This is a genomic window from Devosia epidermidihirudinis (assembly GCF_000971295.1).
Classification (GTDB): Bacteria; Pseudomonadota; Alphaproteobacteria; order Rhizobiales; family Devosiaceae; genus Devosia; species Devosia epidermidihirudinis.
Genome location: NZ_LANJ01000011.1, coordinates 358,298 through 381,096 on the forward strand (window position 1 = coordinate 358,298; position 22,799 = coordinate 381,096).

At 58.5% G+C, this 22,799-nt stretch carries 39 protein-coding genes; 4 read left to right on the forward strand and 35 right to left on the reverse strand.

Annotated elements, in window-relative coordinates:
- Window position 1: 1 nt before the first annotated feature.
- From WH87_RS18820 to WH87_RS04785, 5 genes are all read right to left on the reverse strand, one after another.
- The gene (locus WH87_RS18820; protein WP_052726306.1) at window positions 2-448 is read right to left on the reverse strand and encodes a hypothetical protein; all 447 of its coding nucleotides are present in this window, start codon (window positions 446-448) and stop codon (window positions 2-4) included.
- The gene (locus WH87_RS04770) at window positions 448-696 is read right to left on the reverse strand and encodes a hypothetical protein (RefSeq protein WP_046138263.1); all 249 of its coding nucleotides are present in this window, start codon (window positions 694-696) and stop codon (window positions 448-450) included. Before WH87_RS04770 ends, WH87_RS18820 begins: the two co-directional genes overlap by 1 nt.
- Window positions 696-1,220: a hypothetical protein gene (locus tag WH87_RS04775; RefSeq protein WP_156458077.1), complete on the reverse strand. Its 525-nt coding sequence runs from the start codon at window positions 1,218-1,220 to the stop codon at window positions 696-698. Before WH87_RS04775 ends, WH87_RS04770 begins: the two co-directional genes overlap by 1 nt.
- 65 nt (window positions 1,221-1,285) lie before the next feature.
- Window positions 1,286-2,266 (reverse strand): major capsid protein, encoded by a 981-nt coding sequence (locus WH87_RS04780; protein ID WP_046138261.1) that lies wholly within the window; start codon window positions 2,264-2,266, stop codon window positions 1,286-1,288.
- Between the two features lie 109 nt (window positions 2,267-2,375).
- On the reverse strand, window positions 2,376-3,152 hold the full coding sequence (locus WH87_RS04785) for a hypothetical protein (protein WP_046138260.1): 777 nt from the start codon (window positions 3,150-3,152) through the stop codon (window positions 2,376-2,378).
- A 97-nt stretch (window positions 3,153-3,249) separates the two neighbouring features.
- Here WH87_RS04785 and WH87_RS04790 point away from each other — a divergent pair, with 97 nt between their 5' ends.
- Both WH87_RS04790 and WH87_RS18825 read left to right on the forward strand, forming a co-directional pair.
- Window positions 3,250-3,456, forward strand: coding sequence for a hypothetical protein (locus WH87_RS04790; protein WP_046138259.1), 207 nt, complete (start codon window positions 3,250-3,252; stop codon window positions 3,454-3,456).
- Window positions 3,457-3,540: 84 nt separating this feature from the next.
- Window positions 3,541-4,341, forward strand: a complete 801-nt coding sequence (locus tag WH87_RS18825) for a TIGR02391 family protein (protein ID WP_052726305.1) — start codon at window positions 3,541-3,543, stop codon at window positions 4,339-4,341.
- Window positions 4,342-4,418: 77 nt separating this feature from the next.
- On the opposite strand, the gene WH87_RS04800 is transcribed toward WH87_RS18825, so the two are convergent.
- The 10 genes from WH87_RS04800 to WH87_RS04845 form a co-directional block, all read right to left on the reverse strand.
- Window positions 4,419-5,549: a phage minor head protein gene (locus WH87_RS04800; RefSeq protein WP_046138258.1), complete on the reverse strand. Its 1,131-nt coding sequence runs from the start codon at window positions 5,547-5,549 to the stop codon at window positions 4,419-4,421.
- 2 nt (window positions 5,550-5,551) lie between these two features.
- Window positions 5,552-6,232, reverse strand: coding sequence for an HNH endonuclease signature motif containing protein (locus tag WH87_RS20385; RefSeq protein ID WP_082092497.1), 681 nt, complete (start codon window positions 6,230-6,232; stop codon window positions 5,552-5,554).
- Window positions 6,229-6,999: a Rha family transcriptional regulator gene (locus WH87_RS04810; protein ID WP_046138257.1), complete on the reverse strand. Its 771-nt coding sequence runs from the start codon at window positions 6,997-6,999 to the stop codon at window positions 6,229-6,231. The genes WH87_RS20385 and WH87_RS04810 overlap by 4 nt, the downstream gene beginning before the upstream one ends.
- A 165-nt stretch (window positions 7,000-7,164) precedes the next feature.
- Complete coding sequence (locus tag WH87_RS04815) at window positions 7,165-7,443, reverse strand: hypothetical protein (protein ID WP_046138256.1); 279 nt, start codon at window positions 7,441-7,443, stop codon at window positions 7,165-7,167.
- On the reverse strand, window positions 7,440-7,742 hold the full coding sequence (locus WH87_RS04820; protein ID WP_046138255.1) for a hypothetical protein: 303 nt from the start codon (window positions 7,740-7,742) through the stop codon (window positions 7,440-7,442). The genes WH87_RS04815 and WH87_RS04820 overlap by 4 nt, the downstream gene beginning before the upstream one ends.
- Window positions 7,739-7,948, reverse strand: a complete 210-nt coding sequence (locus tag WH87_RS04825; RefSeq protein ID WP_046138254.1) for a hypothetical protein — start codon at window positions 7,946-7,948, stop codon at window positions 7,739-7,741. Before WH87_RS04825 ends, WH87_RS04820 begins: the two co-directional genes overlap by 4 nt.
- 267 nt (window positions 7,949-8,215) lie before the next feature.
- Complete coding sequence (locus tag WH87_RS19530) at window positions 8,216-8,935, reverse strand: VRR-NUC domain-containing protein (protein WP_046138253.1); 720 nt, start codon at window positions 8,933-8,935, stop codon at window positions 8,216-8,218.
- Window positions 8,936-9,006: 71 nt separating this feature from the next.
- Window positions 9,007-10,419: a DUF4055 domain-containing protein gene (locus WH87_RS04835; protein WP_046138252.1), complete on the reverse strand. Its 1,413-nt coding sequence runs from the start codon at window positions 10,417-10,419 to the stop codon at window positions 9,007-9,009.
- A complete protein-coding gene (locus tag WH87_RS04840; RefSeq protein WP_046138251.1) occupies window positions 10,419-11,660 on the reverse strand; it encodes a terminase large subunit domain-containing protein in 1,242 nt (413 codons plus the stop codon). Before WH87_RS04840 ends, WH87_RS04835 begins: the two co-directional genes overlap by 1 nt.
- Window positions 11,644-11,937 (reverse strand): hypothetical protein, encoded by a 294-nt coding sequence (locus tag WH87_RS04845; protein ID WP_046138250.1) that lies wholly within the window; start codon window positions 11,935-11,937, stop codon window positions 11,644-11,646. The genes WH87_RS04840 and WH87_RS04845 overlap by 17 nt, the downstream gene beginning before the upstream one ends.
- 295 nt (window positions 11,938-12,232) lie before the next feature.
- On the opposite strand from WH87_RS04845, the gene WH87_RS19750 reads away from it, so the two are divergent.
- The gene (locus WH87_RS19750; RefSeq protein ID WP_197410723.1) at window positions 12,233-12,655 is read left to right on the forward strand and encodes a DUF4145 domain-containing protein; all 423 of its coding nucleotides are present in this window, start codon (window positions 12,233-12,235) and stop codon (window positions 12,653-12,655) included.
- A 640-nt stretch (window positions 12,656-13,295) separates the two neighbouring features.
- Here WH87_RS19750 and WH87_RS04860 read toward each other — a convergent pair.
- The 16 genes from WH87_RS04860 to WH87_RS04930 form a co-directional block, all read right to left on the reverse strand.
- Window positions 13,296-13,853 (reverse strand): GNAT family N-acetyltransferase, encoded by a 558-nt coding sequence (locus WH87_RS04860; RefSeq protein ID WP_046138248.1) that lies wholly within the window; start codon window positions 13,851-13,853, stop codon window positions 13,296-13,298.
- Window positions 13,854-14,169: 316 nt separating this feature from the next.
- Complete coding sequence (locus WH87_RS04865; protein ID WP_046138247.1) at window positions 14,170-14,634, reverse strand: hypothetical protein; 465 nt, start codon at window positions 14,632-14,634, stop codon at window positions 14,170-14,172.
- Window positions 14,598-15,497: a DUF6731 family protein gene (locus WH87_RS04870; RefSeq protein WP_156458079.1), complete on the reverse strand. Its 900-nt coding sequence runs from the start codon at window positions 15,495-15,497 to the stop codon at window positions 14,598-14,600. The genes WH87_RS04865 and WH87_RS04870 overlap by 37 nt, the downstream gene beginning before the upstream one ends.
- A 283-nt stretch (window positions 15,498-15,780) precedes the next feature.
- On the reverse strand, window positions 15,781-16,089 hold the full coding sequence (locus tag WH87_RS04875) for a hypothetical protein (protein ID WP_046138245.1): 309 nt from the start codon (window positions 16,087-16,089) through the stop codon (window positions 15,781-15,783).
- A 114-nt stretch (window positions 16,090-16,203) separates the two neighbouring features.
- Entirely contained in the window at window positions 16,204-16,671 is a 468-nt protein-coding gene (locus WH87_RS04880) for a DUF6456 domain-containing protein (protein ID WP_046138244.1), read from the reverse strand.
- 72 nt (window positions 16,672-16,743) lie between these two features.
- The gene (locus WH87_RS19965; RefSeq protein WP_245622303.1) at window positions 16,744-16,986 is read right to left on the reverse strand and encodes a hypothetical protein; all 243 of its coding nucleotides are present in this window, start codon (window positions 16,984-16,986) and stop codon (window positions 16,744-16,746) included.
- 136 nt (window positions 16,987-17,122) lie between these two features.
- The gene (locus tag WH87_RS20165) at window positions 17,123-17,248 is read right to left on the reverse strand and encodes a hypothetical protein (RefSeq protein ID WP_281175165.1); all 126 of its coding nucleotides are present in this window, start codon (window positions 17,246-17,248) and stop codon (window positions 17,123-17,125) included.
- Window positions 17,245-17,436 carry a hypothetical protein gene (locus tag WH87_RS04890; RefSeq protein ID WP_046138243.1) on the reverse strand — a complete coding sequence of 64 codons (192 nt, stop codon included), beginning with the start codon at window positions 17,434-17,436 and terminating at the stop codon, window positions 17,245-17,247. The genes WH87_RS20165 and WH87_RS04890 overlap by 4 nt, the downstream gene beginning before the upstream one ends.
- Window positions 17,437-17,656: 220 nt before the next feature.
- The gene (locus WH87_RS04900; protein ID WP_046138241.1) at window positions 17,657-18,574 is read right to left on the reverse strand and encodes a hypothetical protein; all 918 of its coding nucleotides are present in this window, start codon (window positions 18,572-18,574) and stop codon (window positions 17,657-17,659) included.
- Window positions 18,571-19,071, reverse strand: a complete 501-nt coding sequence (locus WH87_RS18835; protein WP_052726303.1) for a YdaU family protein — start codon at window positions 19,069-19,071, stop codon at window positions 18,571-18,573. The genes WH87_RS04900 and WH87_RS18835 overlap by 4 nt, the downstream gene beginning before the upstream one ends.
- Complete coding sequence (locus WH87_RS04910; RefSeq protein WP_046138240.1) at window positions 19,068-19,577, reverse strand: helix-turn-helix domain-containing protein; 510 nt, start codon at window positions 19,575-19,577, stop codon at window positions 19,068-19,070. The genes WH87_RS18835 and WH87_RS04910 overlap by 4 nt, the downstream gene beginning before the upstream one ends.
- Window positions 19,574-19,795, reverse strand: a complete 222-nt coding sequence (locus tag WH87_RS04915; RefSeq protein ID WP_046138239.1) for a hypothetical protein — start codon at window positions 19,793-19,795, stop codon at window positions 19,574-19,576. The genes WH87_RS04910 and WH87_RS04915 overlap by 4 nt, the downstream gene beginning before the upstream one ends.
- Window positions 19,788-20,252: a hypothetical protein gene (locus tag WH87_RS04920; RefSeq protein ID WP_046138238.1), complete on the reverse strand. Its 465-nt coding sequence runs from the start codon at window positions 20,250-20,252 to the stop codon at window positions 19,788-19,790. The genes WH87_RS04915 and WH87_RS04920 overlap by 8 nt, the downstream gene beginning before the upstream one ends.
- Window positions 20,249-20,410, reverse strand: a complete 162-nt coding sequence (locus WH87_RS19540; RefSeq protein WP_156458081.1) for a hypothetical protein — start codon at window positions 20,408-20,410, stop codon at window positions 20,249-20,251. Before WH87_RS19540 ends, WH87_RS04920 begins: the two co-directional genes overlap by 4 nt.
- 4 nt (window positions 20,411-20,414) lie before the next feature.
- The gene (locus tag WH87_RS04925; RefSeq protein ID WP_046138237.1) at window positions 20,415-20,720 is read right to left on the reverse strand and encodes a hypothetical protein; all 306 of its coding nucleotides are present in this window, start codon (window positions 20,718-20,720) and stop codon (window positions 20,415-20,417) included.
- A gap of 18 nt (window positions 20,721-20,738) precedes the next feature.
- A complete protein-coding gene (locus WH87_RS04930) occupies window positions 20,739-21,188 on the reverse strand; it encodes a hypothetical protein (protein ID WP_156458083.1) in 450 nt (149 codons plus the stop codon).
- 59 nt (window positions 21,189-21,247) lie between these two features.
- Here WH87_RS04930 and WH87_RS04935 point away from each other — a divergent pair, with 59 nt between their 5' ends.
- The gene (locus WH87_RS04935; protein WP_156458085.1) at window positions 21,248-21,565 is read left to right on the forward strand and encodes a hypothetical protein; all 318 of its coding nucleotides are present in this window, start codon (window positions 21,248-21,250) and stop codon (window positions 21,563-21,565) included.
- A 193-nt stretch (window positions 21,566-21,758) separates the two neighbouring features.
- Here the strand turns inward: WH87_RS04935 and WH87_RS04940 are convergent, their stop codons facing one another.
- From WH87_RS04940 to WH87_RS04955, 4 genes are read right to left on the reverse strand one after another with little or no spacing between them, the layout of a single operon-like run.
- Window positions 21,759-22,001, reverse strand: coding sequence for a DUF2312 domain-containing protein (locus WH87_RS04940; RefSeq protein WP_046138234.1), 243 nt, complete (start codon window positions 21,999-22,001; stop codon window positions 21,759-21,761).
- A 3-nt stretch (window positions 22,002-22,004) separates the two neighbouring features.
- Window positions 22,005-22,298 carry a hypothetical protein gene (locus WH87_RS04945; protein ID WP_046138233.1) on the reverse strand — a complete coding sequence of 98 codons (294 nt, stop codon included), beginning with the start codon at window positions 22,296-22,298 and terminating at the stop codon, window positions 22,005-22,007.
- Window positions 22,295-22,564, reverse strand: coding sequence for a hypothetical protein (locus tag WH87_RS04950; RefSeq protein WP_046138232.1), 270 nt, complete (start codon window positions 22,562-22,564; stop codon window positions 22,295-22,297). Before WH87_RS04950 ends, WH87_RS04945 begins: the two co-directional genes overlap by 4 nt.
- Window positions 22,561-22,764, reverse strand: coding sequence for a helix-turn-helix domain-containing protein (locus tag WH87_RS04955; RefSeq protein ID WP_156458087.1), 204 nt, complete (start codon window positions 22,762-22,764; stop codon window positions 22,561-22,563). Before WH87_RS04955 ends, WH87_RS04950 begins: the two co-directional genes overlap by 4 nt.
- Window positions 22,765-22,799: the final 35 nt, after the last annotated feature.

Consider the following 22,799-nt stretch of genomic DNA (forward strand, 5'->3'; position numbering starts at 1 on the left):
GTCAGACCCTCAGCAGCGGCGCTGAGCCGTAGGAGCCTGCCTTGGCACCGATCAATCCAGCCAGCAGTTTGCCGATGGCGTCGATGACGGGCTGGACCGATGCGGCACTGGTCGCCTCGGCGTACTGAAGCTCCTTCTCCAGCGGCCCTACCTTCTTCTTTTCGCGGGTGACGGCACGAGCGGCGACGAAATCAGGCGCCAAACTGCCAGGGGACACGAGCTCGCGTCGGGCCGCTTCGATGATGGCGAACTTCACCAGATCCGGCGCGTCGTTATTGTCCCAAACCGTCAGCCAACGGCCATTGTAGGTCTGGGCGATGAAATCCTGCCCACGACGCAGGCCGCCAACCTTCACGGCTTCATCACCGGTCCAGTCGGACCACAAGCGAGCTTCAGCGTATGCGTCAGCCTCGCTAGGGATGACAGCTGGATCGGTGAAGGACAGCATCAAGACCACGCCGTTAAATTATTGACGAACCAGCTCTTGGTCAGCTCGCAGACCGCGATATTTCCAAGATCACCGAGGTGGTCGCCCCAGCCAAACACCATTGGCCAGTCATTGTTCTGGGGCACAATGAAGAGGGCCGATGTCGCCAGGACTTCGCCGCGCTCGATCATTTCAGCCATTTGCCGCAACTGGCCGGGGATATCGGCAACGGCTGGCCCAGAGAATAGCGGAGTGACGTTGTCGGCCATTATGCGCGGCTCGCGCGGTCATCGACCGTTGCCTGAATGATGGATCGAGCCTTGTCGGCGGGACTGCCTTCGCTGCCAGCATTGACTGGCTCGCCCGCAAGCTTTCCGGCCAGCTCGACCAACTCGTCGTCGGTCATGGCTTCCCAAGCTTCGGGGATGGGTGTTGGCGTACCATCCGCTCCGCCGTCATACGCCTTCAGCGCGGCGATGATTTCGTCCTTGGTGCCGGGCAGAGCATCGCTAAGGATCTTCTTGGCAGCCGACTTGAAGGCCATGAAGTTGCCACCGGCTAAAGCGAGCGCGTCAGCAGCGGCGCCTGGAATTTCGTTGGGCTTCGCGGTCTTCACTGGACTTTTCGTCGGAGTTTTTGCGCCCTCAGACGCCGAGCCATCCAAGATCGTCTCGCCCTCAGGCGCGAAGGCGGCATCTACGATCTGATATCCCTCGCTGTTCAGCTTGCGCTTGAGTTCGGGCAATACCGGGTGGCGAACGAAGGCGGTCTTATCCAAGACGAGCTTTTTCATGACAAATTCCTTTCTGGCCTTGGTGATGGAGGCGAGCGAACCCGCCTCCACTTCCAAAACCAGTGCTAGGCCTGGCCGATAGCCAGCACGCCAGCAGTGTGCTTGGTGGAGCTCGCAACCTTGTCCCAGTTCGAGCCCGTCGCCAGCTCGGCGTCGGTGGGCGACTTGCCGCCGTTGGCTTCGTCCCAGGTGTAACCCTTGAGGCCCAGACCGAAGGTGTAATCGATCTGCAGCGTGGTCTCGATGCGCTCCTTGCCGTTGCTCGTCTCAATGTTCGAGATGATGTCGCGGCTGTCGTGAACCACAGCGGCATTGGCAGCCAGCGAGAGCACGCGGCGCTTGGCCGGAGTGGCAGGATCAGCCACAGCAGCGCTGTAGAGCGCCGGAGCATCGGTAACGACAACGGTACGGCCGAGAATGTCCACGACACGGACGTTGCCCGCCTGAAACAGCGTGGCGGTATTCCCGAGGTTTTGGCCGATGAAGCCGTGATAGCTCACGCCATCCATGACCTGCGCCACCAGCATGGGCGAGTGATCGCCGAATAGCGCGTGGCTGTCATTGACCGCCGTGTAGTCGACTTTCTTGGTGGCCGAGACATCGACCGTCGTTGCAGCGCCCTGGTTGGCGATTGCTGCCACCAGTGCCGCGATAGACGTGTTGAGCTGATCCTGCAGCAGCGCCTCGGCAAAGTTGCGCGATGCGACCTCGACGCCCTCGGCAGTCGGCTTGTTGAGCCAGGTCATCTGGGAAGGTTCAAAACGAACCGGGCCGAAGCCGCCAGCGACCTTCACGGTCGAGTGCTTGAGCTGAGTCAGATCAGTCGGGGTGGCCGCGTTATTGGCGGCATAGCGGTCAACGCGACGACGGGCCGAATGAATGGCGGCATAGAACGACTCCTGAAGGAAATCGCCTTCGAAGCCTTCCGTGGTCAGGCGGATTGCTCCGCCGGAAGCGCCGTTGAACTTGTCGACGAGCTGCGCCAGCGTCTCGATAGTCGCTGGCATGATGTACTTGTTGAAGACCTGCATTTGAGAAAGGGACATGGCTGAACCTCAATGTTCATGATTGTGGGAGTGGGGTGCCGTCAGACCGGCTGATTGGCGCATCGCGCCTGGCCGCACCCCATCGAGGGCAGCCAAAGAAAAGAGCCGGCTACTGAGCCAGCTCTGGGAATTTGCTTGCGATAGCCTTGGTGCGTTCGCCCTTGTCGCCGCCGAAGTTGCCAGACGGCAGTTTGGCACCTCGGCCACTGCCATTGTTTCCTTCGGCTGCGGGACCCGATGGCTTGGCAAGGAATGCCCTGCCCTTCGACTGCGCCCAGTCTTTCACGAAGTCGGGGACGGCGATCTCACCAAGATCAGTCTCGACAATAGCCTTTCGGTTGCCGTCGTCGGTGCGCTGAACCTTCACTGATGGCTTGAGGTACGCGAGCGCACCATCAAGCAGTTCGGGATCCACGCCGACCGCAAGGAGGGAGTCTTTTAGGCCCGCTTCCGCAACCGTGCGATCGATGTATCCGTCACGTTCGGCAATGGCCTGGTCGCGTGCCGAAAGCTCGTCGCCATGTTTCTTGGTGAGGTTGGCAATACGGGTTTCGTAAAGCGCCTTCTGAGACTGGATATGCTCGTCAGCGATCTTCTTCTTGTTGGGGTCGTCTGGGTCGCCCGCGGAGGCCTTCAGAGCCAAGTACTCGTCCGCATCGAACCCTTCCGGGATTTCGGCAATTCGAGCCTCGAGCTCTGCCGCCCTGGCCTTGTACTCGTCGCGCTTCTTGACGTTCTCACGATTGGCGGTGATGACACCGCGAACCTTAGGGTGAGAGTCGATGTCCTCAATCGAGAGCACGAACACGTCGCCCTGCTCTTCATAGAGGCCCTTGTGTTCCGCCGGGATGTCATCGCCGGACGTATAGACGGATTTCAAAGCCATCGGCTTTCCTTTCGGTGGAGCCCGACTCGCGGGCACAAAAAAGCCGCCCGGAGGCGGCAGAACGCAAACCGCTGCAATGCGGCCTGTGAATTTCAGGATGCGGAGAGAACAAATCCCAACCGATACCTACACACTCGTTGGACTAGGCGTGGCTGCCGTTGTGGTGCTGTGGTTGGTGTTCTCAGTGCTCAAAAAGGTCTTTGGCCTAGTGCTGCTCGCGGCCATCCTCGGCGCGGGCTTTATGCTGTGGCACAATCCTGAAATGTTGCACTGGGCAATGAGCCTAGTGGACGGGCGGCGGTAAAAAGCCCGGCTCGGAATGCCGAGCGGGCTGGAAATCTTGCGTCTCATGCGTGATGTTGTTGGCTAGATCGCAAGAGGGACCAAATTGGCAAAAGCGCAACAAGCCACAATTCAACCCGCCAACCTAAATAATGGTCAGGCCACTGAGGCAATTTCAAAACTAGAAAAGCGACTTAACGAGCTGAGTGACCTCGATCTCGACTCACTCGACAATCAAACGGGCAGCGATGTTCTTGCTAGTTTGGCTACCAAAATCAATTCAACGCTCAGGCAGGTTTTCGGCCCGAACACCTATGAATTCAGAGATCTCAATGTAGACAGCTTTGAGCCGCGGGTGTGGATCATGGGTTCAGACACGGACATATCAATTCGGGGAAATCTGGCAGAGATCCGCTCGAATGTGAACTCGTCTAAAGCTGCGCTCACTACCGCTATCGAATTGCTTAAAGAACAGGTCGGAGACACCGGCACCCCGGGCACGGGAAGAACGATAAAGGCCTATGAGGGCCTGTCCCTTCATCCTGAGATCGAGCGAGCCTCCTCAAGGCTATACCTCGACGGTCATTATGCGAACGCTGTCGAGGCATCCGTCAAGGCGTTGAATGGCTTGGTGCGACTTAGAAGCGAACTAGAATTCGATGGCTCAACTTTGATGGAGAGAGCGTTCAACCCATCCAATCCGACCTTGAAATTCAACTATCTCTTGGACCAGTCGGACAAGGATGAGCAAAAAGGCTTCATGATGATGTTCAGCGGCGCCGTCGCTGGACTTCGGAACCCGCGGGCCCACGGCTTCATTGAGGACGATCCAGAGCGCGCACTTGAATTCATCGCGTTTGTAAGCCTTCTTGCCAAACTTCTAGATGGGGCGGCCCGCAACCCATAAGCCTCGCAACTGTATCTGGCGCTATGCAATAGGCACAAACCCAAGCCTTGGTCCCGCCGATCTTTTTGACGGCGGGACTATGCGGTAGTAATGTCCCGTAACTGCTCAAGATTCAGTTCTCGCCCGTTCTGATCGAGCAGATCGCGATAGCTGATCTTTCCATCCCGCCACAAGTCCGCCCTGCCCTTGCCGAGCGCGTTGTCCTGTTCGACTCTGCTGCGCTTGGCCAGCCAATCTTCGAACTTCGAATCGCCCGCCACCTGCCCATCAATTGAAACCCGCGTGGCCAGGGACAGATCATCGATATCAAAGCCCATCTCGCGCCAGCTTTTGGTTTCGGGGCGCGAGGTGGAACGGCATCCCCAATGCAGGTTTCCTGGCCCCGGCCCCCACGGCACATCATGGCCGATGGGCTGGTGATCAAGCGTATAGCGAAGCCCATCCCGCACCTGGCACTGAACACTCGTTCGATTGTCCAAGGTGCTCGTCCAGACGATGGCATTCAGAATGTCAGCATTGGCTTGATAGGTTGCCTCGCGCGCGTCGTTGGCCACGGCCATCGTTGCGGACCGCACTAGGCTATCTGCGTGGCGTTTGCTGATGTCCATGAAGCCAGTAATCAGCTCGCCGTTGCGCGTGCCGCCCCTGATACGCTGGATCAATTGCTGGCTCGTTTCGCCCAGAGCCATACCCATTCGCATCTGATCGGTGAAGCGCTGCAGAGTGTCACCAGCCTGTCGGCTCCACCACTCCGCAACAGGCGCGCCGTGCACCAAGACACTGCCGACCAATGACACCAACTGTTGCCGCGTGAAATTGGCCGTAGCGAGGTGAAAGCCCACACCTTTGTTGATCGCGCCTGCAACAAAGGCGCCTTCGATCTCAGCAAGCTCTCGAAGCTCGCCAATCATCTCTGTGCTCGTGCGGCGGTAGGAGGCACGAATTGTTTCCTTCACCTGCTCCAGCAGCGTTTCTAGGCGCTTCTGGCGGTATGCGGCGCGCACGGGCTCTGTTGGGTCGATAGCAGCCAGTTGGGCAACAATATCGCGCTCCAGCTTAGCCAGGAACGTCCGAACCTTGCGCCGCTGCCCTGCCTCAACGCGAAGTAGATCGACCGCATGGCCAGTGAACAGGTCCGCGATGATGTCGTTGGCCTTGGCTCCACCGGAGCGCTCTGCAATGTCCGTGGGCGGGCGACGGATGGCCATTGCTATTGTACCCCATCGCTAGAAAGGTGCCGCCAAGTGCGCATCGTGACAATCATTGTGATGTTGCTTGGCGCCACACCAAACTCCAATCCCAACGCCACTCGGGATTCGCCAGCGGCAGATCGGCGCCGAATTTCAAGCACCTGGCCAGAGCGCAGTTTGGACGATGGGTGTGCATCGCCTTTGAGCCTTGGATAATCCGTGCGACCTCGTTCGGCCATATCTCTCATGTTATCGGCATGCGTTCCCAGCAACAAATGGGCAGGGTTGCAGCATGGAGGATTGTCACAGGTGTGTCGCACCTCAAGGCTTCGGTCGAATTCTCCATTTGCCAGCAAGAACGCAATGCGCTGTGCATGGTGCGTCTTTCCCTCATAGCCGAAGCAGCCGTAACCGTCCGGAAAACTAGATGCGGTCCATGGCCAGCATTCGTCCTCCCCTCGAACATCGACCTTCGACCAAAAGCGGTCGTGTACGGGCCTCATTTCTGTGCCGCGCTTCAGCTCTCCCCGGCAGGCGTTTGAGCAGCAAGCTATCGTAACTCCATTTGCTGCTGCTTGCCGGGCACGTCCTAGCGAGACATAGAACTCGGCCCCGCACTGCTTGCAGTTCTGATAGGTGCCAAGGCGTTTCTGACCCGCCTTGGCTACGGTTTCGCTCGTCAGGGCACGCTTTGCGCTCATGCCGCTTTCTGGCCCTGGTCGAAAATCTTCGCCAGCCTCGCCAAGCCCTTCGGCGTAATCCGAACCTGCGTTGCGCTCTTTTCAGTTCCATTGGGGCGCGGAACCAACGTCACTTTGTGCTCCAGATAGCCCGCTGCGATCTTGTCCTGATAGCCGATGTCCCCGGAAGTGCCGACGCGGCGATAGGTCCACGAGTTGCTGCGCAGGTAGCGGAACAAATGCTGCGGCGGGATTTGCAGAGTCTTTGCCGCATCGGTAACGCATAGGCTACCGTCCGAATGTTCGATGCGGTCGAGGGCTTCCTTGGAGGGCACAAGCTCGTTGACCTGTTCCTGCAATTCGATGGCCTTTTCACTGTAGGACAGCAGCAGGCCTCGAAGCGCACCGGGATCGTTCATGTCGATCATTGGCCCGGTCTGGGCCTGACGACGGATTTCGGCCTCCATGGCGTTGAAGGCCTCGATGTAGCGCAGTTTCCACTTGAGGGCCTTGGTACCGGTGAACCCCATAGCGAGCAGCGAGAAGCCGTCTCGGTTCATACGGAAGTGGCGATGTTGCTGATTGCCAGTGTCCGCTCGGGTATAGACCCCCTGCTCAAAATTGAGCAGGGCCAGCGACGGCTCAGCAGCAACAAGATTGTCAATGTCGCGCAGAACATTGCGATGCTCCTTGTCAAAGAAGGCTGCAACGTCACGGCTATCAGCAAAGGCCTCGCCTTCACGGACATTCACGATTGGCAGGCGAGAGGCGTTAAAATCGGAAGACATAGATAACCCTCCTTGGGGTTTCAGCACTCCGGCCCGCCAAGCCCGGAATGCACAGGGGTTCGCATTTACGAACGCCGGAGTGCTGAAACTCGGGTTCGCATTCATCCCCATTGGCGGCGGGGAAACTGGTGATGTTCAGAAAAGCGGGCGCGAACGCCCGATTGGTCAGGCGGCTTTTGCCGTTGGCGGTACAATCAGCCCGCGTCCGCTTTCGACTTCGGCCACAAGGGCCGCTACGCACACGAGCAAGATTTCGGCGCGCTTCGCAACGTTACGGCAAGCGAACTCCATGGTCTCGTGGTCATGCGTTGTGGCGATCATTCGCCCGCGATCATCTGGGCCAATGAACATTTCCTCGTGCTTGTCCTGAGTGAGTTGGGCCATTCGCAGGAGGTCATGAGCCTCCAGCTCTAGATTGGTCAGCTTGGACACCAAGTCGCTCATGCCGCCTTCCTCCCCTGCTCTGCATTCACCAGCAGCAGGCTGTAAGCAGCATCCACCTTCTCGTTTAGAATTGCAGAGTGAATAGAGACCTCAGAGGCCAGCCAGCAAATCTGTTCGACCTCTGAAGCAGACAGCAGAAGTTTGACGTAGCCGCGCCCAGCGTCTTCTTTGCCGTCCTTCTCGGAGAAGCGACCTTCCAGCTTGCCACAGAGCAGCGCCGACAGATGCCGCACTACATCCATCTTGGCGAGAATTTCATCCTGCCCTTCAAAAAGGCTCATGATTTCGCCCGCCGTCATGCCACGAACTCCAACTCAGCCTCGGCGCCGCCATCGAACACCGGGCTATCTGGTGTTGGGATCGTGAAGGCAAAGCCCTGGTCGCGCTCAGCATCGCGGAAAATGCTGCGCACTACAGGATCGGTGAAAAGTTCAGAAAGCGGCGTGAATGCCATGAAATCGCTATCGCCCGCGCCAGAGGCGGACGGTATAATGATGGTAGCCATGCGATGATCCTCTACGATCTCGGTTGGTAGGCCCTGCCCGATGCGTCAACATCGTGTGGGGCCGCTTGTTATGTAACGCCACTCACGTTACACTAGGCCAAACTCATGTCAAGCCAGTGGCGTTACATTTTATGACCGAGCAGCGAAAAAAGACCGCAACCCTAAATCTGCGCATCGCGCCGGAACTTAAAGAGACCGCCGAAAAAGCAGCATCCGACGATCACCGCTCGCTCACTTCTCTGGTGGAGAAGCTTCTAACCGACCATCTCAGGGATAAGGGTTATTTGCCCAATTAGACTGCTTGGGTTTCAACCGCACAACGGAAAAATCCAATCCAAGCGCATCTCTAAAGGCCCTCGCCACTCGCTCCTGCGAAGCATGAAATCGGTCTGCCGTCTTCACTTCCACAAATCGAAGCTCCGTTTCACTGACAGCAACAATATCCGGCCATCCGGCCCTATAGGCATATGGATCGGAGGCAAAAATGTCGAATATGCTGAGCAGCGTGGATCTGTGATGAGCCGCGAGTAGCAGGGCCAGATTGCGAGGCACGGCTTCCGGCCCAAGGTCGTGAACTGACATTATTGCATCGAAGTGCGAAGCAAACTCAGGCTCTTGGCATCGTGCCATAGAGCGCCGAATTTCAGTCGCTCGCCCCTCAAATGTTTTGCACATCCCCTCAAAATACCACCGTCGCATCCATGAATGATCGGCTTCGTAGTTCGTCAAAAACCAATCAAACGTGAGCGCCTTCATCGGCATTAAGAGCGCCGTCCCCTCACAATGCGCGACTTCAAACCCTGCCCGCCGAATTGATGCCGCAACCAGTGGCTCTGGCCGCCGGTACGAAGCGCCTCCCTCATCATACCACCGGCGGGAAGCCTTATCGTATCGGGCGTCCATCTCTGTCAGTGGGATAGCAAGTTCTTCGCATTGCAAACGCAAGCTTAACCGCTCGAACGCCGAGCGCGCCACTTTTGGCGGCATTCCGAATCTCCCGCAAAACGGGAGTGTCTGGCCTTATGCGGCGTTGCGCAAATCGGCCCAGCTTTTAGGTACTAAGCCTCGTCCGTCGTCTTGGTGATATCAAGCGCCTCACCCGTCAGGTGCTGATCCTCCATTTCTGTGTCCAGCATGGCGGCATAGTCCTCATAGGATGTATCCTCGCCAATCAACTGGCCTTGCTTGAGCCTGTCGAACATGGTGCGGCGCGGATAGGCTTTTGCCTGCCAACCGGCCACGATGGCAGTAATGTCTTGCGCTGAGAGGTCGTGTGCGAAGAAATCCAGATTGGGCTTCACGGAGACCGCATCAGGGTTTTCACCCATCCACACAGCAACATTCTTCAAAGCCCGCTCCAGCCCTGCGGCTGAGGTCATGGCAATAGTCTTAAGCGTCGAGGTCTGATTGCCCAAACGAAGCCGGATGGCCTCGCCTGATTCCGCGGTGCGCTTGTTCTCGGTCAGCAGCTGCGCGCCAAACATTGTCGCGTCTGCCTTGGCGTTGTCGATTGCCTTTTCCTGGGCCTGAATGCCTGCCCCGGTGAATTCCACCATGCCGGCCGAGCCGCCTTCTGGGATCACCCAGATATTTGCGGCGCCGATGGTGCTCGGCGCCTGGTTCTGTTCATCGAACACGCCAACGACGTAGGGCGTGGGCTCGCTCGTCATGTAGAGCGAGGTCTGGTAGTTCGCGTCCATCCGGTAGATCCGGCGGGCGATCTTTGCGAGGCCATAGAGTGGCACGTCGTCCGGCGCCGGGGTCAGGTCGCTCACACCGAAGAACACGAATGGCAAGAAGTCGATTGGCTTGCGCTTACGGTCGACGGCTTCAACCGGCTCGCCAGCCTCCCAGCCCGAAGCGCCCTTCACCCAAACTCGCGCGGCGTATCGCCCCTCCAGCACGAAGCATTCTCGGTATTGAACCGTCTGCTCCCATTCGCCGGTCTCGGGATTGCGGGTGAGACCACTCTCATCGAGCACGAGGAAATCCGGTCGCTGGTCTTCGTCTGTGTCCCAGCTTGTGATGCTCTCCGCGACATAGCCAGCCAGATACGGCGCGCCATCGGGTCCAATGCCCGGCAGGACGCCATAGCGGCCCACCAGCATGATTTCGGTGGCGATGCGGCGGTGCAGTGCCTCAAGCGTCAGGCCGTCGCGTGTGGCCCGTTCGCGCAATGGCTCCAGTGCCGAAGGCAGCTCAATCTCAGCCGAGCTATCGAGCATCGTGCCCACAGCGCCGCGAACGGTCAGCGCCAGAAGGTCGGGAAACTCGGCAAGCTCCTTGTAGAACTCATAGGCCGCAGCGCGGGTCGCTGGGTCCGAGATTGCCCGAGTGCCAGGCTTCATCGGTAGATAGGTTTCTCCTTTGGCCTTTATGTCGTCCTCTCCCGAGAACGCATCGCGCATCAAGGTCCACGCTGCTTCAAACTCTTTGTAGGCGGGATGCTTCGCCGTGATATCGAATGCCATCAGACAAGACCCCGGATTTCTCTCTGCCCCGAGATGCCGCGAGCGCGGATCGGGAACTTGTAGGCGATAAAATATCCCGCCGCGTCGATGACGTGATCCAGCCCGCCCGACTTATCGGGCTCGCCGTTCTTGTCGTAGGCCTGCTTTTCGAGCGCTTCGACCAGTGTTGGGCAGGTATCGGTGTTGATGCCAACCCCGTCAGCTTTGAGCAGGCCGTTGACCGCTAGCACACGATCTTTAACCGCCGGGTTGGATGGGTTCACGCAAACCCGGAACCCAGCCTGCTTCAGCAAGGCAATATCGCTGTCACTAGCCTTGTTGGATTTCCGGTTCTGCCCCGAGGCGTCGGGATAGACGAAGATCGGATGACCGGCGTGCCGCTCTTTCAGCAGCGTGATCGTTGCCGGGGTGTCCAGCATGTCGGTGTATTCCTGCGCCGCATATGGCTTGCCATCGCGCAGCACGAAGATGACCGCCGCCATATGCTGAACGTTGAAGTCCATACCGACATGCAACGTCTCGCCCGGCTGAATCGTGGCCGCTGTGTGGTGCCGCTTGCGATCGAACTCGGTGTAAACGGAGCCGCTGGTTAGATTGACGAACTCGCCATCCAGGTACGCCGCCAGCAGGTTCGTGGAATAGCTGTCGCGCAAGCTTTCGATATAGCCAGCAGGCAGGTTCTTCGAGTTGCTGTAGGTTGAGGCCTTGATGATCCGGTAGCCGTTGGCCGGCGACTTCTGCCATCGCTCGTAGACGAACCGAAAGCCTTCAGGTGTGGTCGCTACTGCAACCGTGTTGAGGGATCCATCCGGCTTCTTTTGCCGATTGCGGCCGATGATCTTGTTCCAGGCGCCCCGCGCCTTTTCGAGAGGCAGCGTGTCCAGCTCGTCAACGATGCTGTCTGCGACCTCATAGCCGATGATGCGCTCTGGCGAATCCATCGTGCGGAAGATGATCTGCCCGAAAGCGCCGAGGTCAATAACCTTGGCGTTCTTGTTGACCCTGAAGGGGATCAGCATGTCGTCCAGCGTTTCCGCGAACCGCGGGAAGCCGATGGTACTGACCAGATCATAGGTCGGTAGGTAGTAGGCGATGTTCTGACCGGGATACTGCAGCTTGAGAGCCAGAGCCCGCGCGATGGCCGCATGGGTCTTGCCACTACCGAATCCGCCGACGAAAGCCGGAAACTGATCCTTTGCCGATGCGAACTGGAGTTGCGGCCGACTAAGCGGGATCTTCATCGAGAACGAAGGTGATGGACGGCGGCATTAGTGGCGCCCCGTCTTTCCCGCTGTGTTCCAGCGATTGAGGCGGCTTGCCATAGGCCCGATCAAGGATCGCCGTGGCCGCTGAAACTCGCGCCGCTGCCGGGGCGTCTTTGTCGGCATGAACGGCCGCGAGCGTATCGAGCGCGGCTTGCGCATGATCCTTTGCCATGTCGGACAGTTCGCGCTTTGCCGCTGATACCTTGCCCGGCTTTCTGCCCGCACCGGGGCGCGCACCGCCACGTGGAGCCATGATTGAATTCCTTGAATGTATTTCGAAATGTCCGGATTGTTTCGCATGGACCCGATTCGGAGGGTATTACGTGGCCCAGACTTCGTCGTTTACGCACCTACAAGCCGGTGGCTATGGCCCAGGCGCGAAGCTCCTGGACATAGGGAGGTGCCCGCACTGCTCCGTTGCGAGCCCCAACCTGAACTTAGTCTGGGCAGATAAGTGGCATCAACACGGTTCTGGTTGGGCTGCGTACCGCTGCACCAGTTGCACCAGTGTTGTTGCGACCAAACTGCAGTGGGACGGCAACACTACCATGCAAGTCCTTAGACTTTTCCCAGATGCCAAAGCCGCTCACGAAGATATCCCCGATCAAGCCAGGACTTTTCTTCAACAGGCGTTTGAGACATTACACGCGCCAGATGCTGCCGCCGTGATGGCAGGAAGTGCGGTTGATGCAATGCTAAAGGCAAAGGGGCTGCTCGAAGGAAGTCTGTACCACCGGATCGACGCAGCACTTGCCGCCAACCTGCTGACGCAAGGGATGGCAGATTGGGCTCACTCGGTACGATTAGGGTCGAACCGGCCACGTCATGCAGACGCGGAGAGGCCCCACGTTTCGCCTGAGGAAGCAAAGCAGTCAGTTGAATTTGCTGAAGCGCTAGGAACTTTCCTATTCGTACTAACTGCGAAGATTCAACGCGGGATTGAAGCGTCGGCAGCGGCAGAAGCGGAATAACCGACACCCCCCTGGCTGTTATGCCAAGGGCTGGGGAATGGGGTGGCGAGGCGGGGTCAGCTATCGCCACCTTTTAGGAACCTTTTCTATCTTAACGCCCCGACACTTGCCGAACCGGTAGAATTTTCTGCATTTCAGTTTGCCCACCAAATTTGCGCCACTTAGTTTGATCGCGAGGGGGAGCAATGAAGATAGTCGAAACACAAGATCTTTGGGTCGTGAGCCAAAGCCGACGCCTAACGATACCGCAGGTGAAAGGTGCAGCATCCGAGGTATGCCCGCAGATCGATGCTGACCTCAAAAGGTCAGGAATAGCTGCGAATGACCCTTGGATCTTTGTCTCGTACAATCTTCCGAAGAACGGCAAGACGTTCTTTAATTGGCGGTGCTGCCGCCCGATTCCAACGCCTTCTGCATACGATGGTCCGTTCGACCTACTGCATCTAGAGCCCATCATAGCGGCGACACACATGCACCTTGGACCTATGCGCACGCTATTTTCACAGGGCTACGCGCCCCTTGTTAAGGCGATAGATGAATCTCGCCATGAGTTCTCGGGAGAAAGCCGAGAACTCTATCACCATTACGATGGGCCCAAGGCGGGCTATCACAAAATCGAAATCCAGTTCGGGCTGGCGTACTAAGGGTCGCCAGGCCCGCCGGCGCAGGACCCGGAACGGTCACTTCTTGAGGCATAACGATAGACGAGGTCGGTGGGGTCAGGCGCGACCGCTGCGTGGTCCTGAGTCCCACCTAACCGCCTGGCGACCGCTAATGATTTCTCATTGTCGGGCGCAAAGTAACTGACAAGCGTTGAGAGGCCATGCTCGTTCAACGCCCAGTCGCGTAGCGCTACAGCTGCCTCAGTAGCATAGCCGTGCCCCTCGAAGCCGTCGAACAGGTACCATCCAAGCTCGGGCTCGGTGAAAAGTGGACCGCCATTGACGCTCACCATGCCAATGACGGCACCCGTTGCTCGTGAAACGATCACTAGTGCCCCGTAGCCGAACATCGTCCAGGAGCCGACGCAATGGCAGAACATGCCCCAAGTTTCGCGATCCGTTAGCGGACCACCCATGGGGATGGCACGGGGCGATTGCATGATGGCGGCATAACCACCGTAGTCGTCATATGTCGGCCTGCGCAGGATGAGGCGAGGCGTGTTGAGAGCAAAATCTTCAGATTGGGTTGTTCGCATAGTCAAACGGAGCACCGGCGCCAGAAAAAACAGAGTGAACGGATCTGGCTAGCAGAAGCATGGGCAACCTCACCCTCCCGCTAACACGATCGACACTATAGGCATCAAGTTCCGGATGAGAAACCTTCTCGGCCTAGGGCCCTAATCAGCTCAGAACTGTGCTGATTGAACTGATGCATTTTCCGCATGAGTTGAAACGGGTTCGAGCGGGCGATCATTGGCTACGGGACCGGGAATTGTTCGCCGCGCTCGATGGGGTTGAGCCATAATGAAAGCCTGACACTAATGTCGAGGCAGATAAACAGCGAATAGTGTCTCAAACCTTCTTTAACAACTTAAAAGAAATCCTTGATACCCGAACAAATAGCGACACGGTACAAGTTGAAATCAGCACCCAAACCACATTGTAAATCCAAGGAGTTCCAGAATTACTCACCACAAAAAATCCAATAATTGAGTAACATAGCAGTGTTACACCAATAATTGTGGCTTCGTGGACATATCTGAGCAGGTCTTCCTGATACCCCGCACTCCGTATTGTTTGAAAAATGGGCGACCCCGACACGCTGAGGATGATTGCATTCATCGTCGCGAGAAATCCAACAAACACCGCGGCGGCCGTGCCGGTGGCAGCTAACAGGCTGCTAGGGTCCCCAGGGAATTTTGCGCCCCCAACGAACTGCCATGCCAACGTCGCAACGATTGCGATGCCATACGGCAGGTAGCGCTCCACACTGAGACTATTCATGGGGCGACGGGCAGTGCGCCGGTCGTCAGCCATCCGTCCAATATTCTTTCCATTGCTCCCCACCTGTCCGTTCTTGTGTACCGACGTCCCCGTCCCGTGGTCACCAGAGCTTCCGACGACAGACGCTCCTGAACCAGATCTACTGCCTCCAGTCTTGTACCTTCATCCTGTTTGCCTTTGACGTACCCGCCCTGAACCATGGCCCCTAAACCATGGAGATCATCTATTATTTGCATAGCGCCAGAGCGCCCAAGCTGCCCACCGGCCTCCCTAGAAGCTCTCATCGAGATTTTGATGGTATCTATCCCCGATGGCAAGGGTGCGTCCAAGATGTCAGAAAGGCTGCGCCCCATGGCCCGATCTGATGCACGGGCGCCGGGTACACTAACCTCAAATTCCAGCTCTTTGATAATCCCAAACCGAGCCAAGCGACTGTATGCATCCGGCTTCAGCACCGCACCGAATGAAAAGCCCGCACGATCTATAGTAGCCTCCCCGGGAAGGGCTTGTCGTACCCCGCCTAAACTAAGATCGGCTGCAATCAGATACTGGGCAACTCGTGCAACGCGAGGCCCAGCATGATTATATTGAAGCGCTAGATAGCCGGAAGGAGGGTGATAGACAAAACCGGTATCTTCACCAAATGCCTCCCCATCCTCGAGTTCGATTTCCGTCAATGGTCCATTAGCGGACATTTTACCTGGGCCGTGCCCCACACGAGCCGCTGCAAAATCCGCAAAAACGAAAGCCCCGTCTGACGTTGTGTGTTCGAGTCTGAGACCCACCGAACTTGCGTCGAATACCCTTTGCTCCAAAGGACGCAGGTTCAATTCTGCGAGCATTTGCTCAAGCGAGCGTGGGCCGCGTTGAACAACGCGATAGGCGTAAACCTTCAAAATCTTCCCCCTTTTTTTGGGGGACAATAGATTTGTTCTAGTATTTTCGCCAGCCCGCGGATTCGTCCCATTCTATAGGGGGGAAAAACAACAAAGAGAGAGAGATCGAGCTCCCTTAGCCTGCAAACAACTGGCGTCCTGACGAGCTTGGGCAAGGTCTCGCCGCCCCCCCCAACAATGCATGCCCCTATTGGGGGAATTGGCCTGCTTGCCGAGGATGTGCGCTGTATGCACGCCCTTGGGAAACAGGCCGAGCGCCGTAGCGCCCGACCATTTTAACGTGTCAGCCCAGATGTCGGCCCGGGTCGAAGTGCAGGCGTGGGCCAGCAAAGTCGAGCGCAATCAAAAGGCGGCTGCGGGAAGGACCAGCGGCTTCGTCCTCGTCGCCGCCGGTAATCTGCGCATAGAACGCAGCATCAACGGCGATGACAGCGCAGGTCAGATCGGCAGTGGCCAGGGCGTGATCAAGGCTGGCAGGCTGGGTGAACTCGAGAGCACAGATGTCCGGCGCCGGATCGGCCATGGCCACTGGCGCCATGGCCAGCGAACAGAGCGCGATCAGAGCAGCACCAATGAACGCAGTGATGCGCATGGGCAGTCCTTTCGATGTTGGAATTTAGTGCACAAAAAAGCCCGCTCGTGGCGGGCCTGAATTTCGCGCGATATGCGCTAGCATATCGATTAGTGCCTGCTTCGTGCCCCGCTGTCAAGCAGCCCGCTTCATAGACAACTGGAAGTGGACTGCCAAATCATCGAGCGCCGCAAACAGCTCATCCTTGGCCCTGCCCCGAGCGCGCGCGCCCATTCCGCGATGCGTCAGACTTTGGTCATGGCAGACAACGCGCTCCACAAGCGCAGAGCGAAGCATGCCCAGGCATCGCACCGCTTGCTTGTAGGCTTCGAGCGCGTCGGCTGTACGTCCGGCCAGCGGGTCGCCGGACGGCCCCGACGTGTCCACCTTCACCGCCGCATAGTCGACAGCCCTTGCCCCGCCGATTTGCGCTCGTTCATATGTGTTGCGATACTTCGCGGCCGCCATGATCTGCATTTCACTGGCGCCCTTGAGCCTCGCCAGACCACCGATCAGCTCCGCCATGTTCATCTGGACATAAACCTTGCCGACATTCGGACCCGATTTGACCTGCCGCTGGTGAAAATACTCGGCATCCGACATGGACGGATCCTGCACCAACCGATGCTCAACTATTCGCCTTCCCATCTGTCTGCCCCTTCTGGTCTATCTGTATTAGTCGGTGGTGGTGGTTAGGCGAGGAGGGATGAAGTCAGGGCCGACGAACTCAACCAACCGCTGGTGGTCGCCTGACCAAGACATTGCCTCCCCATTCTTCAGGCGGTGTTGCACCAGTTGGTAAAGTCTCAGCGCCGAGCGCATCACGGCGGTCTTGCTCATCCCAAACTCTTCGGCAAAACCCTCAAGTACAGCCATCTCAGCGTTGGTCAGATTGAGGGTCATGGTCTTGTCGCTCACCCTTCCCTATCCTTCTTGGCTGGGGAGTGGGGAGCCGGCTGCCACTCTTTGAGCCGCCGTCGGAAATCCTTGTCATCCTTGGATTCCGCGACGATCCGCCGGTATTCATCGATTGGGATTTCCTGCCAGCTCCCCTTCATTTTCTTGAGGCTCCTGTGGTCTGCGCCTTGATTTGCCTGCCACTTTTCAGGCGCGGGCCGAACGGGCTTCCGTACTTCAGCCCCGCGTGTGGGATTTTGCTGGTCAGGGTCTTTTCACTCATCTCGTGTTCCTTTCCTGCTCCTGCTGGCGGTCGTTTGCGACGAATTCTTGGTAGGCTGTGAGGGTCAGAATGATGCCATCGGCTATATCGACGGCGGCTTGTGTCTCTGGCTTGGTCTTGAGGAGTTCCCTGCCCTTGTCCCGGTGGCGCTCCATGTAGGAAATCTGGGAGGAGAGAGGGACGATCATGCGGCTGCCCCGAATAGGTCGAGCTGGTCAGGAACGAGGCCTCCAATCGCCAACTGCATTTCCATCGGCTGTTTGGAAAGCCAGCGTTCCCAGCTAATGCCGGCGTGGTCGAAACATACGCCCAAGGCCCAATCCCTGTGTCCCGCGGCTTTGGCGCTTCGGCGACCCGCCTCGCACGCCGCACAGGCCTGATAGACGCCATACTCGTTGCAGATCGGGCTCATGCCGCATGCTCCCCAAGAGCAGCCTGAGCCTTCTCAAGCTCGGCGGGCGTGACGGTGGTGGTTCCCTTGGTGCCGAAATAGATCGGCTTACCGCGCAGCTTCTCGATGAACGGGATGAGCGGATCGCCATCGCGCAGAACCGGCAGACTTACGGCTGGGTTTGCCGCTGCGGACGCATCGAACGAGCGCCAAGCGCCTTCGCCAATCCACTTGTCGAGCGGCGGGGCAAACCGAAGGCTGTCCGACATCGATCGGTTGCGCTTGGCCTGCTCCGCTGTCCACCACACGCCGAAGGCAAGGGCTTTGGAATGAAGGGCCTGCTGGTCGGCTGGCGACAGTCGGCGCCAGGCGCGTTCGGCCTTGGCCTGGTTGTAGGTCGGGGAGCGCGGCATTGCTGCTTCGACCTGATCGAACAAATCGCCCGCCTCGCCCCCTTGGGGGTTAGGGGGGGCTTTCTTTCTATCTGTTTCTAGATATGTATCTGTCTCTTGGGCCGTCACATCGGCGTCACGTGACGGTCGCGTTACGTCACTGTCACGCTGATTGTCACGGTCATCCGGTGAAACCGCAGCGTTAGCTGACTTTCGCTCGCGGTAACGGCGCTGTCTTTCGGCGGCGCTGTCACTCGAATACTGGCGGTCGCTCCACCGGACCACCACCCCGTTAGACAGGCGACCGAGGCTTTCCAGGCAAGCGAGTATGCCGACCAGATCAGCGTCATCGCACCGGAGAAAGTAAGCGGCTTCTCCGGCGTCGAATTCATATCGTCCATTGTCATTGATCTCCGATGCGCTTTCGAGAATGGCGCCCCAAACCCACACGACGCGCTCAACGGGCTGCTTGGCCTTTACGGCTACAGACACGAGCTTTTCGTCGCGCATCATGCCAGCGTAGTGGCGGAACCAGCGGCTCATATGCTGTGCCCTTCCAAATCAAAGCCCATAAACTCGGCAGCAGTCAGCGCTCCCTTGCTCCTATTGCAGGACGCGCAAGCGACCAGAAGATTGCGCAGTTCATGCTTGCCGCCTCTCGACCACGGCATGTCGTGATCGATGTCGAACGGGCCTTCGGTGCGTCCGCAATATCGGCACTTTTCCCCGTCGCGTGCTCTGACCTGTCGCTTTAATTCCATAGGAATTGCTGGGCGGAACTGCGTAGTTGCCTTGCTGGTAGCGCGCTTGGCGCCCGCCCGACCCAGCAGATCAAGGATCACATCGCGGCTTTCGGCCCACTCTTCCTTCGAAAGGCGGGACATGCGCTGGATGAGCTTTTCGTCGGACGGCAGGCATCCTTCCCGCCAGTACGACATGATCAGGAGCATGTACGCGCCGTGCTCTGCAGCGGTAAGGTGCCCGGTGTCAGCAAGGTAGTTCTCAATATGAAGTGGCATCCATGCGCGGTTGCTGCTCATTGGAAATACCCCATGCGCTCGGCGTGCTTACGAATGCTGTGCAGCACTGTTGTGTGGTCGCGGCCGCCCATGCGCCTACCAATTCCGCCCAAGGTCAGAAGCGTTTCTTTGCTCATGCGGTACATCGCCTCCTGACGGGCCAGAACGAGTGGCGGCGACCGTCTGGCGCTCAGCATCTCGACCGGCGTCAGGCTGTGCTTCGACGCGACCTGATGGATAATCTCTTGGGCATGGCCCGGCTCTGGCTGGTCGGGGCGCTCCACGGACATGATGTCCAGCACATCGCGAACCCGCTGCTGGCTTTCCTGAGTGACCGGCACCATCGGCAGCGGCGGCTCTGGTTTCTTGAACAGCGGATGGCCCGGCAGGATGCGAACGGCAATCACCTGTCGTGGTGTTCTGCAGGAGAAGCTGGCCGCAGCGCGTAGGCGCGATCGAACAGCCGCATAGTGCTGGCGCTGACCGGCGAGCGATGAAAGGTCGGGCGTGGTGATGAGCATATTCATGCCGCCACCCGCCACACGATGATCTGCGTGCCAGTGTCCTCGATGCCAGACACGGAGCCAGATGCGCGGACCTGATTGGCCACGCTCTCTTTGACGCTGGCGCCGGTCAGCCGCATGTTCCAGCGGGCGCGGCCATCGCTGATGGGCGTGCGCACCAAGGCATCACGCATGTACTCAAGGGCGTAGAGAACGTCTTTGACGGTGAGATCCTTAGCCATTGGCGGCCGCCTTTGGCTTCTTTGGTGCCATTCCCTTCTTAGCCTCGTAGCCAGCCGCCCTGAGGGCGACCTTGGCGTCATCGAAGCCGTGGGCAGGGATTGAGCAGAAAGGCACGCAGTCGCGCGTCATTGTGACAATCCCGAGGATGCCAGCGACCGCATCAACCTCGGGGCCGGTCAGCTCCAGATAGTCGCCTGTCGGGATGAACTGCACATGCTTGCGCATGTTGCTTGGGGTGTAGTCTGGGAAGCGGATACCGAACTCGCGGCACCGGCCTTCGAGTGTGCTACGGGAACGTGCAAGCATGCGGCGGTCTGCGCACTGCTCAAGCGTCAAACCCTTCTCGGAAAGGCGGCGCAACAGGTCAGCGGTCAGCCCCTGGAATGATCCGACTCGCGGACCATTGGCGATGTCGTTGACGACGCCGGCGAACATGTCGAGCGTTTGAGGGTTCATGCGCGAATTCCCTTCAGTTCCTTGGCCTTGTTGACCCCGGCCACGAGAGCGGCAGTTGTCCGGGCCTTCTGGTTTCTGGCGTAGATGTGCTCCTCGGTGTCGCCCTTGCGATGCACCGGAGAGGTGACCTTCTGGAGAACAGTTTCGGAGACAGCCACGGCCCTACTCCTGCGCTGGCAGGCCGTTGAGCCCGCCTTCGTAGAGACGCATGGTCGCTTCGATGTCCTCGATGTGCATGTTCAAGCCGGCCTCGACGGCCTCCGCTTGTCGGCGCAGCAGATCGCGGCGGGAAATGAGGTCGAACCGCTCGCTCTCCAGCTCCTTGAGGGCGAGGTCGATGCGGTCACGATGGGAGGCAAGGCGCTGCACTATGGGCGCGGACTGCTTGGATGCCTCGGCAATAGCGGCTTCGCTGGCCTCGATTTCGTCAGGTACGACTTTCAGAGATGCGGCCTTACGGTTGGTCATTCGTCGTCTCCCTATGGGTTAGTGTCCCCAGTCTCTCGACTGGTCTGCTGTTTCGTCGGCGTCGGTGAAGCCGCCTACTTTCGCTCCCGGGTGGAGCGGCGCTCTTTTCGTCGCCACTTCCGCCAGGATGCCTGTAAGGCGATCCACCAGATCCTGATCATGAGCATCCGCGCCCGATGCCTCCTCGATTTCGAGAGTGTGTAGGAGCCGCGCAGCCACCTTTGCGCAGCGGTCTAGGTATGCGGCCTTGACGCGAGCGTAGAGGCTCACATCGCAAGTCTTCGCTTTGGCCTTGTGGAGATGGGTGAGTTGCGAGACCGTCAGCCCGTAGTCGCGCGATAGCTTTCGCATCGCGGCTTCCTTGGTGCCGGAACTCATCGTTTCCAGCTTGACCATTTCCCGCACATATTCTGTTGCAGTCGTGGCGCTCACTTTGGGCACCTCATTACCGAAATTTGGTAACGCCATCCCTTTTCACTCCGTACATGATGACCAGGACGAGGCGAACATTTGGAAAGGCGATTGGTTTGTTGGAAGAGATCGGACAGAGCGAACTTGTGAAGCGGCTCATCCGAGACGGACTGCGCGGCAAAGGGGCGGGAACCCCTGAGCAGCGCGTGAATGAAAAGGCCGGGAGCGCGAACGATGGCGCTCACCGGCAAGGGACGCAGGGAGAGAGGGAGGAGAAGCCGCTCCATGCGGACGAACCCAGCCCGGCGCGTCAGAACCGGCCTGCCTTGCGCGTAGTCAACGGCAAGTGCGAGCCGACACGTCCCCAAAGCGAGCGTCTGCCCCCGCTCGGTGTCGGTTCCCATTTGACGTTGATCATCGGCGGCAAGCTTTGAGCCCGCCACCAATCCAGCCCGATATGCCGTGGAAGCGCCTGACAAAGCGCGGGCACCGATGGGCGATGAAGCAAAAGCCAGGGCCATCAGAACGGCCCCCAGCTCAAGATGATCCCGACCACAGCGCAGCCGGAGACACACAATGCGAGCGCACTGGTCACATGACGGACTGTGGAAGGGAGTGAGAGGCGGGTCATTCGACGGCCCTGCCCTCTGCTTCGGCCAAATACAGCTCCAGCATCGCCTCTTGTTCGAGGCGTTCAGCGATAGGGATTTTGCGCAGGCGAACGGCGCGCTTCATGATCTTGGTGTCATAGCCACCGGACTTCGCCTCGGCGTAAATCTGCTTGATGTCCTCGCCGATGGCCGCTTTCTCTTCTTCCATCCGCTCGACGCGTTCGAAGAATGCGCGCAGTTGTCCGTTCCCCTCGGCCATGGGCTATTCCTCCGATTTGAATTTGTGAGTGGTGTTTACATTGCCGCTGCGCGCACGAATGGCGGCGGCGATAAACGCGCCGAGAGCGGGCTCAGAAACATATTTGCCGCGATCCGTAGCCAGGGCCGCGCACCCTTCTCGCTCAGCAGCAGTTGCTCGTTCCTCTCCGCGCTTTTCTGCGGAGAGAATGGCGCGGGCTATGGCTTCGACAGCGCCAAGCGCATTCGGTGCGCTTTCGTAAAACGCGCGCTCAGCAGCGTCCCAAGCGTCCTGCGGGATATCCTCTGGCTTGCTCATTGGATCACCATGTCTGGCTGGGGAATGGAGAGGACCTTGCGGATTACGCAGCCAGCAGCAGCCTTGTGCTTGCGGCGGCAGGCGCGGGCTTGGTCAGCACGGCCTACCCATGCCTCTGCGCGCTGGGCGGTCATCATCGTGGCCGACCAATGCAGATACAGCCCGTCACGCTTGAGGTGGACCTTTGGAGCCTTCCCCGCATGATTGGCCAAGGCTTCGGATTTGATGCTGCGAACGGCTTGGGCCGCACCAAACAGGACGGTCATGCAGCAGCTCCCTCTTTCGAAGGAGTTCGAGCGCGCAGCTTATCAAGGGCCAAGGAAACCAGCCCCCGCGTCGGCGGGCCCTTTTTCTCCCAAAGCGCAACAGCGCTTTGCTTCACGCCAAAGCGGCTGCCAAATTTCTCTTGGCTTTCACCAAGGTCGTTGCGGAGAACAATGATGTCGTGTTTTGTGAGCATGGTCACATTTTATGACTTACTCATAACTCAACGTCAATGAG

Coding starts and splice junctions, on each gene's coding strand:
- WH87_RS04815 (WP_046138256.1), bottom strand. CDS start 7,443: ATGAGCGACTTGGTGTCCAAGCTGACCAATCTAGAGCTGGAGGCTCAT.
- WH87_RS18820 (WP_052726306.1), bottom strand. CDS start 448: ATGCTGTCCTTCACCGATCCAGCTGTCATCCCTAGCGAGGCTGACGCA.
- WH87_RS04780 (WP_046138261.1), bottom strand. CDS start 2,266: ATGTCCCTTTCTCAAATGCAGGTCTTCAACAAGTACATCATGCCAGCG.
- WH87_RS04925 (WP_046138237.1), bottom strand. CDS start 20,720: ATGACCAACCGTAAGGCCGCATCTCTGAAAGTCGTACCTGACGAAATC.
- WH87_RS04930 (WP_156458083.1), bottom strand. CDS start 21,188: ATGGCGTTACCAAATTTCGGTAATGAGGTGCCCAAAGTGAGCGCCACG.
- WH87_RS04800 (WP_046138258.1), bottom strand. CDS start 5,549: ATGGCCATCCGTCGCCCGCCCACGGACATTGCAGAGCGCTCCGGTGGA.
- WH87_RS04860 (WP_046138248.1), bottom strand. CDS start 13,853: ATGCGAACAACCCAATCTGAAGATTTTGCTCTCAACACGCCTCGCCTC.
- WH87_RS04775 (WP_156458077.1), bottom strand. CDS start 1,220: ATGAAAAAGCTCGTCTTGGATAAGACCGCCTTCGTTCGCCACCCGGTA.
- WH87_RS04915 (WP_046138239.1), bottom strand. CDS start 19,795: ATGGCTAAGGATCTCACCGTCAAAGACGTTCTCTACGCCCTTGAGTAC.
- WH87_RS04890 (WP_046138243.1), bottom strand. CDS start 17,436: ATGATCGTCCCTCTCTCCTCCCAGATTTCCTACATGGAGCGCCACCGG.
- WH87_RS04900 (WP_046138241.1), bottom strand. CDS start 18,574: ATGAGCCGCTGGTTCCGCCACTACGCTGGCATGATGCGCGACGAAAAG.
- WH87_RS18835 (WP_052726303.1), bottom strand. CDS start 19,071: ATGAGCAGCAACCGCGCATGGATGCCACTTCATATTGAGAACTACCTT.
- WH87_RS20165 (WP_281175165.1), bottom strand. CDS start 17,248: ATGAGTGAAAAGACCCTGACCAGCAAAATCCCACACGCGGGGCTGAAG.
- WH87_RS04820 (WP_046138255.1), bottom strand. CDS start 7,742: ATGACGGCGGGCGAAATCATGAGCCTTTTTGAAGGGCAGGATGAAATT.
- WH87_RS04940 (WP_046138234.1), bottom strand. CDS start 22,001: ATGGCCGAGGGGAACGGACAACTGCGCGCATTCTTCGAACGCGTCGAG.
- WH87_RS04825 (WP_046138254.1), bottom strand. CDS start 7,948: ATGGCTACCATCATTATACCGTCCGCCTCTGGCGCGGGCGATAGCGAT.
- WH87_RS20385 (WP_082092497.1), bottom strand. CDS start 6,232: ATGAGCGCAAAGCGTGCCCTGACGAGCGAAACCGTAGCCAAGGCGGGT.
- WH87_RS19750 (WP_197410723.1), top strand. CDS start 12,233: ATGCAAGTCCTTAGACTTTTCCCAGATGCCAAAGCCGCTCACGAAGAT.
- WH87_RS04785 (WP_046138260.1), bottom strand. CDS start 3,152: ATGGCTTTGAAATCCGTCTATACGTCCGGCGATGACATCCCGGCGGAA.
- WH87_RS04835 (WP_046138252.1), bottom strand. CDS start 10,419: ATGGCATTCGATATCACGGCGAAGCATCCCGCCTACAAAGAGTTTGAA.
- WH87_RS19530 (WP_046138253.1), bottom strand. CDS start 8,935: ATGCCGCCAAAAGTGGCGCGCTCGGCGTTCGAGCGGTTAAGCTTGCGT.
- WH87_RS04865 (WP_046138247.1), bottom strand. CDS start 14,634: ATGGCTGACGACCGGCGCACTGCCCGTCGCCCCATGAATAGTCTCAGT.
- WH87_RS04880 (WP_046138244.1), bottom strand. CDS start 16,671: ATGTCGGATGCCGAGTATTTTCACCAGCGGCAGGTCAAATCGGGTCCG.
- WH87_RS04950 (WP_046138232.1), bottom strand. CDS start 22,564: ATGACCGTCCTGTTTGGTGCGGCCCAAGCCGTTCGCAGCATCAAATCC.
- WH87_RS04790 (WP_046138259.1), top strand. CDS start 3,250: ATGCGGAGAGAACAAATCCCAACCGATACCTACACACTCGTTGGACTA.
- WH87_RS04910 (WP_046138240.1), bottom strand. CDS start 19,577: ATGAATATGCTCATCACCACGCCCGACCTTTCATCGCTCGCCGGTCAG.
- WH87_RS04920 (WP_046138238.1), bottom strand. CDS start 20,252: ATGAACCCTCAAACGCTCGACATGTTCGCCGGCGTCGTCAACGACATC.
- WH87_RS04875 (WP_046138245.1), bottom strand. CDS start 16,089: ATGCGCATCACTGCGTTCATTGGTGCTGCTCTGATCGCGCTCTGTTCG.
- WH87_RS04770 (WP_046138263.1), bottom strand. CDS start 696: ATGGCCGACAACGTCACTCCGCTATTCTCTGGGCCAGCCGTTGCCGAT.
- WH87_RS04810 (WP_046138257.1), bottom strand. CDS start 6,999: ATGTCTTCCGATTTTAACGCCTCTCGCCTGCCAATCGTGAATGTCCGT.
- WH87_RS04840 (WP_046138251.1), bottom strand. CDS start 11,660: ATGAAGATCCCGCTTAGTCGGCCGCAACTCCAGTTCGCATCGGCAAAG.
- WH87_RS04845 (WP_046138250.1), bottom strand. CDS start 11,937: ATGGCTCCACGTGGCGGTGCGCGCCCCGGTGCGGGCAGAAAGCCGGGC.
- WH87_RS04945 (WP_046138233.1), bottom strand. CDS start 22,298: ATGAGCAAGCCAGAGGATATCCCGCAGGACGCTTGGGACGCTGCTGAG.